14 protein-coding genes and 2 pseudogenes are annotated in these 18,129 nt (G+C 60.4%); 7 read left to right on the top strand and 9 right to left on the bottom strand.

Features of this window, described 5'->3' with window-relative positions; translation table 11 throughout:
* Window positions 1-168 precede the first annotated feature (168 nt).
* The 5 genes and pseudogenes from ACST81_RS27600 to blh form a co-directional block, all read right to left on the bottom strand.
* Window positions 169-892: pseudogene (locus ACST81_RS27600) on the bottom strand (sulfite exporter TauE/SafE family protein).
* Window positions 874-1,305: a YeeE/YedE family protein gene (locus ACST81_RS27595; RefSeq protein WP_060503999.1), complete on the bottom strand. Its 432-nt coding sequence runs from the start codon at window positions 1,303-1,305 to the stop codon at window positions 874-876. The pseudogene ACST81_RS27600 and the gene ACST81_RS27595 overlap by 19 nt, the downstream one beginning before the upstream one ends.
* Window positions 1,302-1,712, bottom strand: coding sequence for a YeeE/YedE family protein (locus ACST81_RS27590; RefSeq protein ID WP_438754770.1), 411 nt, complete (start codon window positions 1,710-1,712; stop codon window positions 1,302-1,304). The genes ACST81_RS27595 and ACST81_RS27590 overlap by 4 nt, the downstream gene beginning before the upstream one ends.
* Window positions 1,709-2,056, bottom strand: coding sequence for a sulfite-sensing transcriptional repressor BigR (bigR, locus tag ACST81_RS27585; RefSeq protein ID WP_438754768.1), 348 nt, complete (start codon window positions 2,054-2,056; stop codon window positions 1,709-1,711). The genes ACST81_RS27590 and bigR overlap by 4 nt, the downstream gene beginning before the upstream one ends.
* Complete coding sequence (gene blh, locus ACST81_RS27580) at window positions 2,050-3,345, bottom strand: bifunctional sulfur transferase/dioxygenase Blh (protein ID WP_438754766.1); 1,296 nt, start codon at window positions 3,343-3,345, stop codon at window positions 2,050-2,052. Before blh ends, bigR begins: the two co-directional genes overlap by 7 nt.
* A gap of 732 nt (window positions 3,346-4,077) precedes the next feature.
* On the opposite strand from blh, the gene ACST81_RS27575 reads away from it, so the two are divergent.
* The 7 genes from ACST81_RS27575 (at window position 4,078) to dhaL (ending at window position 12,242) form a co-directional block, all read left to right on the top strand.
* Complete coding sequence (locus tag ACST81_RS27575) at window positions 4,078-4,632, top strand: SIS domain-containing protein (RefSeq protein ID WP_438754764.1); 555 nt, start codon at window positions 4,078-4,080, stop codon at window positions 4,630-4,632.
* Window positions 4,633-4,670: 38 nt separating this feature from the next.
* The gene (locus ACST81_RS27570; RefSeq protein WP_438754762.1) at window positions 4,671-5,624 is read left to right on the top strand and encodes a sugar-binding transcriptional regulator; all 954 of its coding nucleotides are present in this window, start codon (window positions 4,671-4,673) and stop codon (window positions 5,622-5,624) included.
* A gap of 278 nt (window positions 5,625-5,902) precedes the next feature.
* On the top strand, window positions 5,903-6,850 hold the full coding sequence (locus tag ACST81_RS27565) for a substrate-binding domain-containing protein (protein ID WP_438754760.1): 948 nt from the start codon (window positions 5,903-5,905) through the stop codon (window positions 6,848-6,850).
* Window positions 6,851-6,963: 113 nt separating this feature from the next.
* Window positions 6,964-8,472, top strand: coding sequence for a sugar ABC transporter ATP-binding protein (locus tag ACST81_RS27560; protein WP_438754759.1), 1,509 nt, complete (start codon window positions 6,964-6,966; stop codon window positions 8,470-8,472).
* Window positions 8,462-9,424 (top strand): ABC transporter permease, encoded by a 963-nt coding sequence (locus ACST81_RS27555; RefSeq protein WP_438754757.1) that lies wholly within the window; start codon window positions 8,462-8,464, stop codon window positions 9,422-9,424. Before ACST81_RS27560 ends, ACST81_RS27555 begins: the two co-directional genes overlap by 11 nt.
* Before the next feature lie 102 nt (window positions 9,425-9,526).
* Window positions 9,527-10,411, top strand: a complete 885-nt coding sequence (locus ACST81_RS27550; RefSeq protein WP_438754755.1) for a sugar phosphate isomerase/epimerase family protein — start codon at window positions 9,527-9,529, stop codon at window positions 10,409-10,411.
* A 25-nt stretch (window positions 10,412-10,436) separates the two neighbouring features.
* The gene (dhaL, locus tag ACST81_RS27545; RefSeq protein WP_438754753.1) at window positions 10,437-12,242 is read left to right on the top strand and encodes a dihydroxyacetone kinase subunit DhaL; all 1,806 of its coding nucleotides are present in this window, start codon (window positions 10,437-10,439) and stop codon (window positions 12,240-12,242) included.
* Window positions 12,243-12,584: 342 nt separating this feature from the next.
* On the opposite strand, the pseudogene ACST81_RS27540 reads toward dhaL, so the two are convergent.
* From ACST81_RS27540 to ACST81_RS27525, 4 genes and pseudogenes are all read right to left on the bottom strand, one after another.
* Window positions 12,585-13,625 (bottom strand): annotated as a pseudogene (locus ACST81_RS27540) (IS5 family transposase).
* Window positions 13,626-13,916: 291 nt separating this feature from the next.
* Window positions 13,917-14,714, bottom strand: a complete 798-nt coding sequence (locus ACST81_RS27535; RefSeq protein WP_438754751.1) for an inositol monophosphatase family protein — start codon at window positions 14,712-14,714, stop codon at window positions 13,917-13,919.
* 25 nt (window positions 14,715-14,739) lie between these two features.
* Window positions 14,740-15,801, bottom strand: coding sequence for an ABC transporter ATP-binding protein (locus tag ACST81_RS27530; protein WP_438754749.1), 1,062 nt, complete (start codon window positions 15,799-15,801; stop codon window positions 14,740-14,742).
* Complete coding sequence (locus ACST81_RS27525; protein WP_438754747.1) at window positions 15,798-18,017, bottom strand: ABC transporter permease; 2,220 nt, start codon at window positions 18,015-18,017, stop codon at window positions 15,798-15,800. The genes ACST81_RS27530 and ACST81_RS27525 overlap by 4 nt, the downstream gene beginning before the upstream one ends.
* Window positions 18,018-18,129: the final 112 nt, after the last annotated feature.

Raw genomic sequence — 18,129 nt, 5'->3', positions numbered from 1 at the left:
CGCCACGTCGCGCGTCACAGAAAACGCCGGCACGCCGGCGGATGAACTCATCGAGGGCGGACGCATTCCGATAATCTTTGGCAGCACGCCCTATCATCTCCGGTGGGCGATCCAGCGGTAGCAGCATGATATACAAGCGCCCACGGAATGACCGAACGTTGACCAATTTTATGCCATTACCCCACCGAGGCTTCGGTACAGCACGTATCCGGCAACCATGAAGATGAGCCCCGCAAACATACGATTGAGCAGTCCTTTATAGATGCTGAGACGCGTCGAGAGGACCATGCCAAACACGCCACCGACAATCCCACCGCCCACAAATTCAACCGCAAGCATCCAGTCGACGAGCCCTGACGCCGCATAGTTGATGGCCGTCGCCAAGCCGAATGCGCCAACAGATAGAAGCGATGATCCGACTGCATTGATCATCGGCATGCCTGTTGCGAGGATGAGCCCTGGGACGATCAGGAATCCGCCACCAATCCCGAAGAAGCCGGATGCAGCACCCGAGGCCAACGCAACAGCTGCGGTCGTCAGACATATTTTGGCATCAACAGGGCGTGGCGCGGTCGGGACGACTTTTTTTGGACGCAGCATTAACCCGCCGACCACTACCATGACGATACCGAACAGAAAGAGAAGACGATGGCGCAGCGCCACCAGACGTGACCCTTCGCAGCATGGATCCCGAAGTTGGCAAAGGCATTGACGGAGACGGCAAGTGCACCCGTCCCTATAGCGACATGTGGCTCGCCGACACCGACGACATAAAGCAGCAGCGGCGTTGCGAGGATTGAGCCGCGCCACCGAGAAGACCAAGCATGAAACCGACGACGACGCCGGAGCCAACTGCTGAGACGATCGAATAGGTCACGATCCGCTCCTCCAGACACGGTCGTGCAGCGTCATACCGACGATCATGGCTACCACAAAGACGAAGGATTCAACGAAGCCTACCGACAATGATGCAACCGCCGGGCCGGGGCAGAAGCCACCGAGGCCCCAACCAACGCCGAACAGCGCGGAGCCAATGACCAACGGGGCGTCGATCGCATTTTTCGACGGAACATGGAAGCTCTCATCGAGAACCGGGCGCCGCATGCGGTACATGATGCGGAACCCGACGAACGCCACAAGAACCGCGCCGCCGAGAACAAAGGCAAGGCTCGGATCCCAGGCCCCGAAGACGTCAAGGAAGCCCTGCACACGCGCCGGGTTCAGCATGCCGGAGAGCGAAAGCCCGAAGCCGAACACTGCACCGGATGTTAGGGCAGCGGCCGTCCGACAGATCCAACGGGTCATTGTCCGACTCCTCTCAGAACTGCCACAGCAACGACGCCTGCGGTCAGAAATGTTGCGACGGCCACCATCGACCGGGGTGAAAGCCGGGCGAGCCCGAGCACGCCATGTCCGCTCGTACATCCAGACCCCATCCGTGATCCGAAACCGACCAGCAGGCCCGCGCCGATGATCAGCGGCCAGCCAGCAGAAATCTCGACGGTCGGCCACTGCCCGAAGCTGTATAGGTAGACAACCGGACCGAGGAGCAGACCGACGACGAAGGCAAGGTTCGTTGCGATCCCTGCTCCTTGGGCAAGACGCGCAACGATTCCGCTGATCCCGGCGATACGACCGTTAACGAGAAGCAGCATGACGGCCGACAAGCCGATCAACATGCCTCCGATGAGCGAAGGAAGGTAGTGTGTCATTGTCCTTCCTCCTTGCAGAAGATTGTATAGAGAGCGGCCACGAGCTGTGCCGCCTTTTCTTCCGTCAAGCTGTAGAAGATCTGTTTGCCTTCTCGGCGGGTGATGACGATATTCGCCTCGCGCAGCACCGTCAGTTGCTGCGAAAGATGCGGCTGGTGAAGATCGAGCTTCGCCTCCAGTTCGCTGACGGAGTGCTCACCCTCCACGAGAGTGCAGACGAGCATCAGCCGGGCGGGATGGGCCAATGTCTTCAGGAGACCGGACACTTCGGCTGCGCGCGCTGCCATATCCTGCGGCGTCATTGAAGATGGTTTGCTTGCGTCTTGATCTAAGGCCATCACCATGCGCCCCCCTCCAGAGCGTCCAGTGGGAATTTGAGATACCGTCTGCCGTTGGCCTCAGGCTCCGGAAGCCGCCCCGCACGAACGTTCACCTGCAGGGCATGCAGGATTAGTTTTGGCATGGTAAGCGTTTCGTCCCGCGCCGTGCGGATCTTCACGAACCCCTCTTCCGACATGCCGACGATGTGAGAGTTGCTCTTCTTCTGTTCCGCGACCGTGCTCTCCCAGCGCGGGAGCCGTCCATCGGGCTGATAGTCGTGTCCGGTGAAAATCCGCGTCTCTTCCGGAAGTGCCAGAATGTCCTGGATCGACTTCCATAGCGTGTGTGCGTCGCCGCCAGGAAAATCAGCCCGTGCCGTGCCGCTGTCCGGCATGAAGAGCGTGTCGTGGACGAAGGCGGTATCACCGATCACGTAGGTGATGGAAGCGAGCGTGTGGCCGGGCGAAAACATCACCTTCGCGTCGATCGAGCCGACCTTGAAGGTCTCGCCATGTACGAACAGTTTGTCCCACTGCGAACCGTCTGTCTCGAGTTCTGGCCAGTGGTAGATGTCCTTCCAGAGCTTTTGAACGTCGATGACTCGCTCGCCGATAGCAGTGAGTGCGCCAGTCTTCTCCTTCAAGTATTGGGCGGCCGAGAAGTGATCGGCGTGGGGATGGGTATCGAGAATCCATTCGACCGTGAGTTTGTTCTCCCGGATATATTCGAGGATCCCGTCGGCATTGATCGTCGCTGTCGCACCAGCCTTTTCATCGAAATCGCGGACCGGATCGATAATGGCACACTTGCCCGTATCCGGATCCGATACCACGTACTGGATGCTCCAGGTCCGTTCGTCGAAGAAGCCCTTGACAATCGGACGGCGGGCAAAGCGTTTGTTCAGCCAGTCGACGGCAGCCGCCATGTCCATCCCGTGCTCTTGGCCAAATGCCATCACGTCATCTTGCCTCATGCCCCCGTCTAGGACCTCGCCGATAACGTAGAGCAGTAATGCGCGGGTACCGGACTTGCAGTGAGCGACGACCGGGCCGTCCGCCTCATCCATGGCCCCGCGGAATGCGCGGACGTCGGCTTCGGTGATTGTCGCGACCGTGACTGGCACGTAGGCGTAAGTCATCCCTGCCCGGTTTGCAGCCTCTTTCTCGGCGTTCGTTCCCGGTTGCGCTGGCTCCTCCCAATCTGGACGGGCGTTGATCAGAGTCGTAAACCCCTGTTCTACAAACGACCGGAAGTCTGCCATGTCGGGTTGCGGCATGACCGAGAATTTGTCGTTTATCTTTGTGAGGGCCATGATGGTGATCTCCAATATTTACATTATACAATTAAATATAATGTATATTGATATCATTTCAAGCCTTGGAGCTTTTAAAAAGCTGCTTGACCGTCGCCCATGCAAGCCCACCGATCAACTTAACAGTGGTCCTCCCTGCCGACGATGTTTCCCACATCAGAGAGGAAAGGCTGTCTGCCTTGACCTCCGAGTAGAACACCGTGCGCCGGAACCAGTGAAGGCTACCGCTCCCTCGCCTTGAACCAATTCGAACCACCAACCCGTTAATTTCCACGATAGAACCAAATCAACTTGCCTGGCCATTCCTGCGCGTTATGGACAGCAGTCGCCGGGCCCTGACCCCGCGGAAAGATCATCTCTCATGGGGCTGGCTCGTAATGGTCAGCCACGGGGCACCCTTTGCTTGCCGTCGCGTTTATATCTCGACGGTCGTGGGAAGATACATACCTGGGCCACCGGCGCAATTGCAGATGTCGATCGGCCAGAATATTTCAATAGCGGGTTGATGGCACAGTGAAGCGGTTCCCTTAAGCTAATGCGGAGGCAGAACCGTCTTAGCCAGCGCCCTTGATGCAATTTGAAAGATGAGGCTGTTGCCGTCGAGTTAAAACGTCTATCCGCGATTTTTTGGCATATGTATAATTCAATTTACATTGGATCCCCTTCGCCTCTTGGAGAGTCGCTGGTAATCGGGTTATTGGACACCGGACATGAATCGAACCGGAGTCTGCCGTGACCTCATTGTATCACACCGCCCTCCATGAACTGGCCGCCGTTTTCGAACGCCTCGATCACCCGCAAATCGACGCGGCCATCGAGGTCATCGCGTCCGCGCGCCGCATCGCCCTTTATGGTGTCGGCCGGGAGGGTCTACAGATCAAGGGGCTCGCCATGCGCCTCTTTCATCTCGGCCTCGATGTCGCCGTCGTCGGCGACATGACGGTGCCGCATCTCGGCGAAGGCGATCTCCTGATCGTGTCGGCCGGACCGGGCGATTTTTCAACGATATCCGGCCTGATGGGGGTGGCAAAACGGGATGGCGCGAAGACGCTCTGCTTTACCGCGCAGCCAGATGGGCCATGCCCGAAAGCGGCCGACCATGTCGTGCACATCCCGGCCCAGACTATGGCAAACGATGTCGGCGCGAGCGCGTCCTCAGTTCTGCCGATGGGTTCCCTCTACGAAGGGGCGCAGTACATCCTGTACGAAGGCATGATCCTTAAGCTCAAGGAGCGGCTTGGCGTGACGGCCGAAGCCATGCGCGGCAATCATACCAACCTCGAATAGGAGCAAACCCGTCAGATGTTCGGGAGCAGGGAGGCGGCGTGAACAACGGATTTACACTGGAAGCGGAAAGCGACCACCTCAAGGCGCGCATAGCCTGGTTCTATTTCGTTGCAGGCATGACGCAGCAGGAAATCGCCGATCAGCTCGAAATCACAAGACTGCGCGTAAACAAGACCATCGGTGCCGTGCGCTCCGAGGGGGCCGTCGTGGTCGACCTGCGTATGCCGATGATCGACTGTATCAAGCTTGAGGAGCAATTGAAGTCACTCTTCGGGCTCGAGGAGGTGATGGTCGTTCCGGCGGTTCAGGACATGCTCGGCTCGCAGCGCACCATCGGCGAGGCGGCCGGCATCATGCTCGACAGCCATGTTTCGCGCCGTCACGGCATTGGCGTCAGCGGCGGCCAGACGCTGAGCTATGCGGTGCGCCGCATTTCGGAACGCCGTCTCAAGACATCGTGGGTCGTGGGCATGATGGGCGCGGTCACGCGCGGCTCCGGTACCAATACGTTCGAGCTGTCGACGGCGCTTGCCCAGTCGCTCGATGTCGAATGTCACTATCTGACCGCCCCTATCTATTGTCGGACTCGCGAGATCCGCGAGGTGCTGCTCGCCCATGACGAGATCGCCGCGGTCATGGCCAAGGCGGAAGAAGCGGAGATCGCGCTCGTCGCCTGCGGCGATCTTTCCCACCGCTCGCGCGTCATGCCGCTCGGCATCATCAAGGAGAACCTGCCCTCGCTTCTCGAAATCGGCGCAGTCGGCGAGATCCTCGGCTGCTTCCTCGATCCCGAGGGCAATATCCTTCCACATCCGATCAACGAGTCGATCATGGCGCTCCCCTTGAGCAAACTGAAGGAAAAGCCTGTTTCCATCCTCGCTTCTGGGGGCCGCAACAAGCTGCCAATCATCCGCGCCGTGCTGCGCGGAAAATACGTCAACCGGCTGGTAACTGACGATGTGGTGGCGCGCGCGCTGATCTACGAATCCTGAAAACTCTTAAACCCAAGATTTTCCAAACATAATCAGAGCCGCCTGCGCATCATTGCCGGGCGGCTTTTTTGCATGCGCGCAGATTTCCCGCCGCTCACCTCGCGCTGCGATATAGATGTAAAAAAAAAATTACACATACTTGTATTTCTCAATTTACATCTGATACAGTGTCTGCGTGGATGTGGATCGGGAGGAGGTCCGCGGCCGTCGGCAAAGCAAGACACGGTCACGGATGGTTTTTCCGGTTTGGAAACCACAGCCCTTTTGTGGAGGAAATCATGAAGAGACTTACCCTTGCGCTGCTTGCTGCAGCGGCACTCGCCGTTCCCGGCGTGGCACTGGCGCAGGACGCGCCCGGCACGACCAAGAAGGACAGCTACCGCTTCGTCATCATTCCGAAGGTCGTCCATCCCTGGTTCGACAAGGTCAATGACGGCGCCAAGCAGGCAGCGGCCGTGATCAAGGCGCAGACCGGCTCCGAGGTGCAGATCGACTACAGCGCGCCGCAGCAGGCCGACGTCGTCCAGCAGAACCAGATCCTTGAAAGCTCGATCGCCACCCGTCCCGACGGCATCGCTATCGACCTTCTCGATGCCAGCGGCAACCGTGCCTCGCTCGAGGAAGCCGTCGGCCAGGAAATTCCGGTCACCATTTTCGATTCCGTTCCGCCTGAAGGTATGGATCTGACCAGCATCGGCAACGATTTCTGCGAGCAGGCCAACATCGCGTCGCGTCGCCTCGTCGAGTTGCTCGGCGGAAAAGGTGAAGTCGCGATCATGATGGGCGTGCCGAGCGCGCCGAACCATGCCATCCGCGCCGAGTGCCACCAGAAGATCTTCGACCAGCATCCCGAGATCAAGGTCGTCGCGACAGGCATCGACAATGACGACATCGAGACCGCGCAGAAGCAGGCCGCAGCGATCATGCAGGCCAATCCGAACCTCAAGGGCTGGGTCGCATCCGACGCCGCAGGCCCGATCGGCATCGGCCAGGCCATCCAGGAAGCCGGCAAGGTCGGCCAGGTCACCCTCGTCGGCCTCGACAACCTGCCGGAAATGCTCCAACTGATCCGTGACGGCGTTGCCGACTCGTCGTCGTCCACCAAGCCTGAAATGCAGGGGTACTGGGCTGTCATGACCATGTGGCAGAAGGCCATCGGCCTCGACACGCCGAAGTATATCGACACCGGCATCGCCATCCTGAACAAGGACAATGTCGGCGAGTAGAACGCTCGGGGTCATCGGCCTTCCCGGCCGGTGACCCATTGCACGCCCGGCAGGGCGTGTTCCGCCGGGCGCATGAAGCGGCCGAGGCGGTCTCAGAAGACCAGGATCCGGATATGGCATTTCTTGAAACCAAGGGTATCGGGCGCGATTTTCCCGGCGTCACCGCGCTCAACGGCGTCGATCTGAAATTGGAACTCGGCCGCGTGCATATTCTCGCCGGCGAAAACGGCGCGGGAAAATCCACCCTCGTCAAGATCCTCACGGGTTCCGACACGCCGAGCCGCGGCACGATCTCCATCGACGGCAGACAAGCCGCCGAACATCCTGATCTCTTCAAATATGTCGGTTACGTTCCGCAGGAACTCAATCTCTTCCCGCATCTGAGCGTCGCCGAAAACCTGTTCATTCCCTATGCCGTCTCGGGCTTTTCCTCCCGCTATGTCGATTTCAAAAGGATCGAAACGGAAGCGCAGGTCTATCTCGACCGCTTCGCCATCGAGGCGCGGCCGTCCGATCTGGTGCGCAACATCTCCGTCTCCGACCAGCAGTTGCTGCAGATCGCCCGCGCCTCCACCAACAAGCAGATGAAAGTGCTGATCCTCGACGAGCCGACCTCGTCGCTGACGCGCACCGAAGTCGACCGTGTGTTCAAGGTCATCAACGATTTCCGCAGCGCCGATCATGCGATCGTCTTCATCTCGCACAAGATGGACGAGGTCTTTTCCATCGGTGACGACTACACGATCCTGCGCAACGGTGAGAAGGTCGAGGACGGCAGGATCGCCGACATCACCGAGACCGATCTCATCAGGGGCATGTCGGGTTCGGAGCTGTCCTTCAGCGAGAATTTCTGGCCGGTCGCCCAGCCGGCAGTCCCCGACGAGACCATCATCGAGGTCAAGGGTCTCTCCGGCCACCGTTTTCAGGACGTATCCTTCACCCTGAAGCGCGGAGAAATCCTAGGCTTTGCCGGTCTCGTCGGCGCCGGGCGCTCCGAAATCATGCAGACCATGTTCGGTTTCCTCAACGCCAAGGCTGGCACCGTCACCGTCAACGAAAAGCCGTGGACGCTCGGCGATACGAACTACAGCGTCCGCAACGGCATGCTGTACCTGTCCGAGGAGCGCAAGCATCACGGCATCTTGCCGATGCTGTCCGTTCGCGAAAACGTCGGCATCTCGATCCTTGCGCAGACGACAAGCTGGCTCGGCATTTCCGCACCGAAAGAGAAGTCGGCCGTGGCGGAGATCATCCGTACCTATGACATCAAGACAGACAGTATGGGCAAGAAGATCGCCCTGCTTTCCGGCGGCAACCAGCAGAAGGCGATCATCGGCCGTGCCATGGCGACCAAGCCGGATGTGCTGATCTTCGACGAGCCGACCAAAGGCATCGACGTCCGCACCAAGGCGGAAATCTATCGCATCATGAAGACGCTGGCCGAAGGCGGCGTCGGCATCATCCTCGTTTCGTCCGAAATGGACGAACTGCGCAAATGCGCCAACCGCATTATCACAATGTATACCGGCAAGATAACCGGCAGTTTCGAGACCGCGACGACGAGCAACAAAACGCTCGTGGGCGCGATCTTCGGTTCGGAGACCAAGACCCATGCAGCGTAAGCCCCTCTCCCTTCTCGCGACGACCCCCCTTGCCGGCGTCTTCGTGGCGCTCGTCATCATCTTCATCGTCTCCGCGATCCTGTCGCCATACTTCCTGACCTCCTACAACATGTCGGTCATCGCCCGCTCGCTGGCCTTCGTCGGGCTGGTCACGGTCGGTCAGGCAATGCTGCTGATCCTCGGTGAGCTTGATCTTTCGCTCGGCGTGATCGGCGGCCTCTGCGGCGTCATCGCCGGCATGCTGATGGTCAATTTCGGGATCAATCCCGCCGTCGCCTTTGCCGGCGGTCTAGCGATGGGTGCCGCCCTCGGCTTCTTCAACGGCTTCATGGTCACCTCAATGCGCCTGCATTCGCTGGTCCTGACCATCGGCACGGCCGGCATCTTCGGCGGCATCAACCTCGTTCTGACCAAGGGCGTGGCAATCACCAACATACCCAAGGAAATCCAGTTTCTCGGGCGTGGCGATCTGTTCGGCGTGCCGGTGCCCTTCGTCATCATGATCGTTGTGCTGGCGATCGCCACCTTCATTACGCTGAAGACCCCGTTCGGCCGTTACATGTATGCGATCGGCAACAACAAGGCCGCCGCCCGCATGCTCGGCATCCGCGTCGACCGTATCCGCGTACTGGTTTTTACCATTGCCGGCTTCCTGTCGGCGCTGGCGGGCCTTCTGATGGTCGCCCGTCTCGGCACGGCGCAGCCCTCGATCGGCGAAACCTGGGTCCTGCCTCCGATCGCGGCCTCCGTCATCGGCGGCGTGGCGACCACGGGCGGCATCGGTACGCCGCTCGGCGCGATCCTCGGTGCGGGCATCATCGCCATCATCGAAAACATCATCGTGCTGTTCGGCGTCTCGCCCTACTGGCAGGGTGTCGTCAGCGGCGTGATCGTGGTGCTCGCCATCTCCTTCGATGCGATCTCCCGTCGGTACATCCGCAAGGAATTGTGAGCCACCCGGCGGCCCGCCCGCCGACCCTGTCTGTGAATGAACCGGACCAGCCCCGCGCCAGTTTTGTGGCGCGGCTCCCGGATCCATGTTTGGAGGAACGACATGAAACTCGGTTTGAACCTGTCTTTTGCGATCAAGCGCTGGCTCGGCGGCGAGCGCCTTGCCTCCGTCATCAAGGGCGATCTGGGCATGGACCATGTCCAGTTCACCTGGGACCTGATCGACCCGTGGTGGCCGGAAACGCCGCGTGACCGGCTGGCTCGCGATTACGCCAAGGCGTTCGCCGCGGCCGGTATCACCATCGAAAGCACGTTCGGCGGCCTCGCCTCCTATACCTATAACCATTTCCTCGCGCCGAACGATGATCTGCGCGCCATGGGCAAGGAGCACCTGAAACGCGCCATCGACATGACCGCCGAAATGCAGGTGCCGGCTGCCGGCATGCCCTTCGGCTCCTATTCCGCCGACGATGCCGTCAATCCCGCCCGCCGCGAGGAAATCTACAAGCTCGCGCTGCAGTCGATCGTCGATCTCTCGCGCCATGCAAAGGAGCGCGGCCTGTCGAAGCTGATGATCGAGCCGGTGCCGCTTAAAACCGAATTCCCGTCGTCCGCCGCCGATTCCCTGCGGCTGATGAAGGACCTCGACGGTGCCACCGACGTGCCGGTGCGTCTGCTGGTCGATTGGGGCCATGCGCTGTTCACGCCGCTCTTCAAGGAAGAGGCGGACATGGATCACTGGATGCGCACCTGCGGCGAGTACATCTCCGCCTATCACATCCAGCAGACGGACGGCCTGTTCGACCGCCACTGGAATTTTACCCGCGACGGCATCGTGACGCCGGAGCGGCTCAAAGATTTCTGGCAGAAACATGCGCTGACCGACCAGACCTATCTCCTGGAAATCATCTATGCCTTCGAGGAAACGGACGAGTTTGTTCTCGAAGACATGAAGAAAGCCGTGGCGCTGCTGAAGCAGGCTGCCTGAAACGACGATTTTAAGGACTATTGCCGTGACCAAGACAAAAAAACTGATGAATTCCCCCGAAACGATCATTCCGGAAATGATCGAGGGCATGCTGGGCGCGCATTCCGATATCCTGACCTCCTTCGGAGCGACAGGCCGTGTGCTGGTTGCGATCGACGGCCCGCGTGACGGCAAGGTCGGCATCGTCGTCGGCGGCGGCTCCGGTCATGAGCCAGCCTTCTCCGGCTATGTCGGGCGCGGCCTCGCCGACGCCTCGGCCATCGGCAATGTCTTCGCCTCCCCCTCCCCGGAACCGATCCTTGAGGCCACCCGCGCAGCAAATGGCGGCGCGGGCGTCCTTTATCTTTATGGCAACTATTCCGGCGACGTCATGAACTTCGACATGGCGGCGGAAGATGCCAAACGCGAAGGCATCGAGGTCCGCTCGATCCCGGTCACGGACGATGTCGCTTCCGCAAGCTCCGAGCGCATCGGTGATCGTCGTGGCATCGCCGGCGATTTCTTCGTCTTCAAGATCGCAGGTGCTGCCGCGGACCGTATGCAGACGCTTGACGAGGTCGAAGCCGTAACGCGCAAGGCCAACCGCCTGACCGCGACCATGGGCGTGGCGCTCGGCGCCTGCTCGCTGCCGCAGACCCTGAAGCCGAATTTCGAGATCGGCGACGACCAGATGGAAATCGGCATGGGCGTGCATGGCGAACCCGGTATCCGCCGCGCCGCCGTCGAGACCGCCGATGAAGTCACGGCCGAACTGATGGAGCATATCCAGGGCGAATTGAAGCTCACCAAGGGTGACAAGGTCGCCCTTTTGGTCAATGGCCTCGGCTCCACCTCGCCGATGGAACTCTATCTTCTCCACCGCCGCGCCAAGATGATCCTCGACGATCTCGGCGTCTCGATCCACAAATCTTTCGTCGGCGAATATGTCACCTCGCTGGAAATGGCGGGCGCGTCGATCACCCTGCTGAAGCTAGACGACGAGCTGACCTCCCTGCTCGACCATCCCTGCCTGACCTCCGTGCTGCGCGTCGGCACGCCTCCCGCACCGGCATCGCAGGAAGCGGCGGATCGGCTGAAGCGCATCGCCGCGGCCCAGCCCGTTGCGACGAAGGCGCAGGCAGCATCCAGCGCTGGCGTCGACGGCGAGGGCGATCTGACCGCAGAAATCTTTGCCGAAATGATCCGCAAGGTCTCCTTCGCTATCGAGGACCGTGCCGATTGGCTGTCGGAACTGGATGGCGTCATCGGTGATGGCGATCATGGGGTGACGATGGGCATCGGATGGCGTGCCGTGCGCGCGGAGATTGCCGAGATCGGAGCCGACGAGAGCATCGGGGACATCTGCAACCGTATCGCCAAGGCATTTCTTGATGCCGTTGGCGCATCCTCAGGCCCGCTCTATGCCAGCGCCTTCCTGCGCGCCGGCGAAACCACGGGCGGCCGTCACCGCCTCGATGCGGCGGGTCTCGTTGCCTTCCTCGAAGGCGCATCGAACGGCATCCGCGAGCGCGGTAAGTCGGAGCCTGGCGACAAGACCATGGTTGATGCCTGGGTGCCGGCGGTCGAGCAGGCGCAGAAGGCTTTGGCCGAAGGCGGCGACCTCGTCGATTGCCTGCGCGCCGCAGCCGCCGGTGCGGAACGCGGCATGAAGGCCACCGCCAACATCGCCGCCCGTCGTGGCCGCTCCGCCAAGCTCGGAGAGCGCTCGCTCGGCCATATCGATCCCGGCTCGGCCTCAACTTTTCTGATGATCGATGCCATGCGCCAGTCTTTCGAAACCCAGACTCTCGACCCGGTCAGCCGCGCCCAGCGCCTTACTCGCGTATCCTGACCGGGACCGGATGCAAAACGCTACCGCGTCAATGGTATGCGGTGGCGATTTTTGAGGAAGCTCACTTGATCCACAGAAATCACAGCTCAGGCAGCGCGTCTGTAGTTCGGCTTCGTCGAAATTAGACGCGCAGCCATACGTGATTGGATATTGCTTCAACAACAACATTCGAGCCATTGATTGAACCGAACCGTCTCCAATTTAAGTCGTATTACTCACCTGGACGCCTCGAAATACCCGAGAATTTGTGCTGAGCCGTGTGTGGTGATGGCCTCGTGACGGTTTGCCGACAGGTTCAGGCCGGATTTGGTGGTGTCGCTCCCCCTTTCGGGGCTGCACACATCATGCGATGGCGCGTCGACCCTCGTGGAAAACGTATCGGAGCATGTCCTTCTGCCTGGCAAAGACGTGCTCGACGGCGGACCGGATCTTTGATCGTCGCCCATTGGCTTTCGACATCGCTTCCGGCATTGGCTTGCCCTTCGGCTTTCGCTGATGGATGTCCGACTTTAGGCCGTTCTTTTCCAGCCACTCCTCGTTGGTCTTCGACCGGTAGGCGCTGTCTGCCCAGACGGTCGAGGCCGTGTTGTCCTTGGCCACGACGTTGCGGAGTTGCGCGCCATCGTGGGCGGCCGCACTCGTCACCGTCCATCCCCGGATAAAACCATGCGCCCGGTCGATGCCCGCATGGTTTTTGTAACCGAACATCGGAATAGCAATGTCATGCTGCTTCGTCGCGGCTGATGTCGGCGTTTCCGTGGGCCGCTTGGCCTCGGAATACTTCACCGTCCAGCGTGCGTCACGGTCCCTCTGCGCAAGCTTGGCGGGCTTGTCCTTCCAGGCTTCAGGGGTCTCGCCTGCCTTGATTGCGGCCTTCTCATCCTGGCTGTTGTGCTGCTTTGGTGCCTGGATGATCGTGGCATCGACGATCTCGGTGCAAACGCGAAGCGTTTGTCGTTGGCCGCCCTTGGCCAGATAGCCCGACTTCGAGAGATGCTTGTCGAAACGGACAAACAGGTTGTCGATGGCACCGGCACGCACGAGGCTTTCGCGGAACAGCCAGATCGTCTTGGCATCCGGCACCTTCTGCGACAGGGACAAACCAAGAAACCGCATGAACGAAAGGCGGTCCTGGATCACGAACTCTGCCTGATCGTCTGAGAGATTATACAGCGCCTGCAGCACCAGGACCTTGAACATCATGACCGCCGGGAACGGCGGTCATCCCCCTTCCGAGCCATCGGAACGCTTCAGCGCTTTGGCCAACGGCTTCTCGAACACAGACCACGGGATAATGGCGTTGAGCTTCTCCAATGGGTCCCCGACGGCGCTCAGCCGCTCGTAACGCTCGTCCAAATCCCAAAAGCCTGGCTGTCCTTGCATAATCCGCTCCCGCCAAATCACACGCCGGATTGAATCACCATTTGCCGAAAAGGGGGAGGTTTTTAGAGATGTCCACCTTGCAGTTATAGTTGCAATTAAACAGAAATGCGCTGCTGCCAAGGTCAGGATAACTGAGGGGGGTTCAGCTTGTGACGAGTGGCTGCCTTGGTCCATTACAAATGGCATCAGCGGTTTCCCGACCGGAATTTGGAATGCATTTCCGACGTAACGGGCGGGAGGTTAACGCGGTTGCTTTTCAGCAAATTGGAAACTCGAAGACTGAAAATCGGTTTACAAATTTGCGATCCTTCGCAGATCCTCGACTGCGCCGGGGGCTGCGGCAAGAACCGGCGCACCCTTTGTCAGCCTTTCGCCATCCACCGGAAACGGATGAAACCAGCCGCCCGCCTCACGCACCAGGCAAAAGCCGGCCATGCAATCCCAAGCGTGCATATAGGGCTCATAGTAGCCGACGAGGCGACCGGCGGCGACGTAGGCGAGCATCAATGCGCCTGAACCGTTGCGGATGAAATTGCCGCCGGCATCCAGCAGCGATTCCACCATCTTGCCGACAAAGGCCGGAGTTACGTAGTTGTTGGCGCCGATACCCGTCACCGCGTTTCGAATGGTGCGTTTGGGATCAAGCGTCAGTGGCTTGTCGTTCAAGGTGGCACCCTTCCCGAGCGCACCGGCATAGACTTCATTGTGGCACGGCGACACGATGACACCGATGACCGGGTTTCCGTCGTAAAGCACCGCAATCGAGACGCACCAGTTCGGCATGCCATTGACGAAAGGGCTGGTGCCGTCGATGGGATCAACAACCCAGGTATAGCCGGAGGTGCCGTCGATCAGTCCGTATTCCTCGCCGAGAAAGCCGTCATCCGGATTGGCTTCAGCGACGCGGGCACGCAAAAGGTTTTCCACCTCGCGGTCGGCGATCGAAACCACATCCTGCGGATCACGTTTGGTTTCGATCAAAAGGGTTTCGCGCGCCTCGAAATAGCCGAATGCCACCTTGCCCGCTTCTTCCGCAAGCGTGCGCGCAAGGGCAAAGCGGGTTTCGATCCCGGAATTTTCAGAAATCATGTTGGGTCCTCTGTATGCTGATGCTTCAGCTGTTTATCAGTGCAATACCACGGGCCTTGAAGCCGATGGCAACCGGGGTCTGTGGTGCCAGCGGCCGCTCGACGGCGGGATCGACGACGAAGAGCGTGCCATCCGCTGTCTGTACCTCATATTCCACATGATCGCCCAGATAGGCTGCATGGGTGATTCTGCCGCCGAAGGGAGCATCCGCGGCTGGTTCCAAGGTGATCGAATTGGGTCTCACGGCAAGTTTTGCCGAACCGGTCCGGGCATCGCGTGCCGGTACACGGTGTTCGAGAGCGCCGATGCGGATGGTGGCATTCGCCCCCTCCAGCCGGATGACTTCGCAATCGACCACATTGGCTTCCCCCATGAAATCGGCGATGAAAGAGGAAGCCGGGGCTTCGTAGAGATCACGCGGCGACCCGGCCTGGGCGATCTCACCATCCTTCATGACGATGATTCTGTCGGAAACCGCAAGCGCCTCGTCCTGATCATGGGTGACGTAAACGGCGGTAAAACCGAGGCGCTGCTGCAACTCGCGGATTTCGGTACGCACCCGGCGGCGCAGGCGCGCATCGAGATTGGACAGAGGCTCATCCAGAAGCAGAACCTGCGGCTCCAGCACCAGCGCCCGGGCAACCGCGACACGCTGCTGCTGGCCGCCGGAAAGTTCTGCCGGCAGGCGACCGCCCATGCCGGCGAGACCGACGAGCTTCAGGCCCTCCTCGGCGCGCTCCCTCGCCTCCTTCTTGCCGAAGCCGGAGGATTCGAGACCGTAGGCGACATTGTCGAGCGAGCTCATATGCGGGAAAAGCGCATAGGACTGGAACACCATCGACACGTCGCGGGCGTTTGCCGGCAACATGGTTACATCCTTGCCGCCGATCAGGATGCGGCCGGCGCTTGGATGTTCCAGGCCCGCCAGCATGCGCAATGTCGTCGTCTTGCCGCACCCGGAGGGGCCGAGCAGCGTGACGAGCGTGCCGGGCTCGATGGTGAGAGACAGGTCGGGAATGGCGGTGAATGCACCGAATTGCTTGCGAACGTGTTCGAAAACAACGGAGCCGGCTTGCTGATTGATCATGCGATTATCTCCTGACGAGAGGATGGGGCAAAGCCGGCGACGCGGTTTTCACGGCGCAATCGCCGTTCGCCGACAAGGAACTGGAACCCGGCGATGATGATGACCATCACGGCGATCAGCATCGAGGAATAGGCGATGGCCACGCCGTACTCGCCGTTCTCCACGAGGCCGACGATGTAGGATGTCGCCATGTTGTATTCGGCGCTGACGAGGAAGATGACGGCGCTGATCGAGGTGATGGCGCGCACGAACGAATAGACCAGCGCCGCCGTGATCGCCGGGCGCAGCAGCGGCAGGATGACCTTGCGGATCGTCCGGAACGAGGTGGCGCGCAGCGTCAGCGAGGCCTCGTCCAGGCTCTTGTCGAGCTGGCTCATCGCCGCCACCCCGCCGCGCACGCCGACCGGCATGTTACGGAAGACGAAGCAGGCGATCAGGATCAGGGCCGTGCCGGTCATTTCGAGCGGCGGCAGGTTGAAGGCCATGATGTAGCTGATGCCGATGACCGTGCCGGGAATGGCGAAGCTCATCATCAGCGCGAATTCGAACAGGTTGCGACCGGCAAACTTCTGCCGGACGATGATATAGGCCGTCAGCAGACCGACGGCAGCCGTCAGCGGCGCGGACAGAAGCGCGATCTCCATTGTCGTCCAGAACGAGTTCCAGGCAACGCCCGTCCAGGCAATCGTGCCGTTGACGACCTCGACCGAGAATGCGCGCGTATAATGTTCCAGCGTCAGCGAATGATCGAGGCCCCAGGTCTTCACGAAGCCGCCAAACAGGATCATGCCGTAGACCACAAGGGTGAAGCCCATCCACGGAATGACCAGCGCATGCACCCCGATCGAGACCGATTTGGGCAGGGCGCTATGGGCGCCGCTGTCACCCTTGCCGGTGACGGTGGCAAAATTCTTGCCCGCCAGCCAGTAGCGCTGGGCAAGAAAGGCCGAGAGCGTGAAGCACAGCAGGATGATGGCCAGCACGGCCGCCCGCGAGGGATCATTCTGCGAGCCGACCACGGCGAAGAAGATTTCTGTCGACAGGACCCCGTGGCTGCCGCCGAGCACCAGCGGATTGCCGAAATCGGCCATGCTTTCAATGAAGCCGATGAGGAAGGCATTGGCGATGCCGGGCTTCATCAAAGGCAGCGAAACCCGCCAGAAGGTACGCCAGCGATCGGCCCGCAGCGTTTGCGAAGCCTCTTCCATCGATGGGCTGACGCCCTCGACGACGCCGATCAGGACGAGGAAGGAAATCGGGGTGAAAGACAAGACCTGGGCGATCCAGATGCCTGTCAGACCATAAAGCCAGCGCCCGGGCTCGACACCGAAGAGATCGGCAAGTGCCTGCGTGACCACACCGGCACGGCCGAACAGGAGTGTGAGCGCGAGACCGACGACGAAGGGCGGCGTGATAATCGGCAGGATGGAGAGCAGCCGCAGCCCCTTCTTGAAGGGGAAGCGTGTGCGTGTTGCGACCAGCGCGAAGGCAAGGCCCAGCACCGTCGATCCGCAGGCCGTCATAATGGCGAGCCACAGCGTGCGCCAGGCAACGCCGCAGCGTTCGCCACCGACAACACAACCGAGGCTCCAGATCGAACTGTCCTGGATATTGCGGGTAAAACCGTCCGGATTGAACGAACCGTCGAAATCCTGGAACGCGCCGACCAGCATGCTGCCGACGGGATAGAACACGAAAACCGCCACGAGAAAGACGAGCATGGCGATCGAGGCGACGACAAAGGCATCGCCCTTCATCACGCCCCGTTCGGCAAGGCCGAAGGCGAAGATCAAGACGAAGGAAATCGACGCAAGGATGGCGCCTGCGCCCATCGAAGGCTGTCCGTCCGCAAGCGCGCCAAAAAGGCTCTCGCTCATTGTCCAGGTCCAGCCGGAAAAGCCGATCGCCAAGCCTTGCAGCGCGAGATAGGTAAGCCCAAGCCCGCCCAGCAAGGCAAGCAGCCCGCCCCTGCGCTCAGGATTGACGAGGAAACGCACGCCCACGGCCGCGGCCACGATCAGCGCGGCGATCGCCAGCCATGCCCTGCCATGGACGAGAAATTGCAGGATGCCCGGCGCGACCGATGTCTCATCCGGAAAACCTGAAAGCCAGCTGAAGCCGAGGAAACCGCCTTCGATGCGGTACCAGGGCACGACGAGAAAGGAAGCGACGGCAAGGCCAAGGGCGATGTCCAGTCTGCGGTTGCGGTGATCCATGGCGATCCTTGCGCGTTTAAGACGTCATGTTGTTGAAAAAGCCGAGGCTTCCCGAGGAAGGCATCCGGCAAAAATGAACCTGCCAGCATTCGCCGGCTACGAGGGCCGGCGA

The organism is Pararhizobium sp. O133, from assembly GCF_051669845.1.
Lineage (GTDB): Bacteria > Pseudomonadota > Alphaproteobacteria > Rhizobiales > Rhizobiaceae > Pararhizobium.
This window is presented reverse-complemented; position numbering and strand designations above follow the sequence as displayed.

Excerpts from the sequence above, each read along its gene's own strand:
- ACST81_RS27525 (WP_438754747.1), bottom strand. The coding sequence starts at position 18,017 with ATGGATCACCGCAACCGCAGACTGGACATCGCCCTTGGCCTTGCCGTC.
- ACST81_RS27530 (WP_438754749.1), bottom strand. The coding sequence starts at position 15,801 with ATGATCAATCAGCAAGCCGGCTCCGTTGTTTTCGAACACGTTCGCAAG.
- ACST81_RS27590 (WP_438754770.1), bottom strand. The coding sequence starts at position 1,712 with ATGACACACTACCTTCCTTCGCTCATCGGAGGCATGTTGATCGGCTTG.
- ACST81_RS27565 (WP_438754760.1), top strand. The coding sequence starts at position 5,903 with ATGAAGAGACTTACCCTTGCGCTGCTTGCTGCAGCGGCACTCGCCGTT.
- blh (WP_438754766.1), bottom strand. The coding sequence starts at position 3,345 with ATGGCCCTCACAAAGATAAACGACAAATTCTCGGTCATGCCGCAACCC.
- ACST81_RS27560 (WP_438754759.1), top strand. The coding sequence starts at position 6,964 with ATGGCATTTCTTGAAACCAAGGGTATCGGGCGCGATTTTCCCGGCGTC.
- ACST81_RS27595 (WP_060503999.1), bottom strand. The coding sequence starts at position 1,305 with ATGACCCGTTGGATCTGTCGGACGGCCGCTGCCCTAACATCCGGTGCA.
- bigR (WP_438754768.1), bottom strand. The coding sequence starts at position 2,056 with ATGGTGATGGCCTTAGATCAAGACGCAAGCAAACCATCTTCAATGACG.
- ACST81_RS27535 (WP_438754751.1), bottom strand. The coding sequence starts at position 14,714 with ATGATTTCTGAAAATTCCGGGATCGAAACCCGCTTTGCCCTTGCGCGC.
- ACST81_RS27555 (WP_438754757.1), top strand. The coding sequence starts at position 8,462 with ATGCAGCGTAAGCCCCTCTCCCTTCTCGCGACGACCCCCCTTGCCGGC.
- ACST81_RS27550 (WP_438754755.1), top strand. The coding sequence starts at position 9,527 with ATGAAACTCGGTTTGAACCTGTCTTTTGCGATCAAGCGCTGGCTCGGC.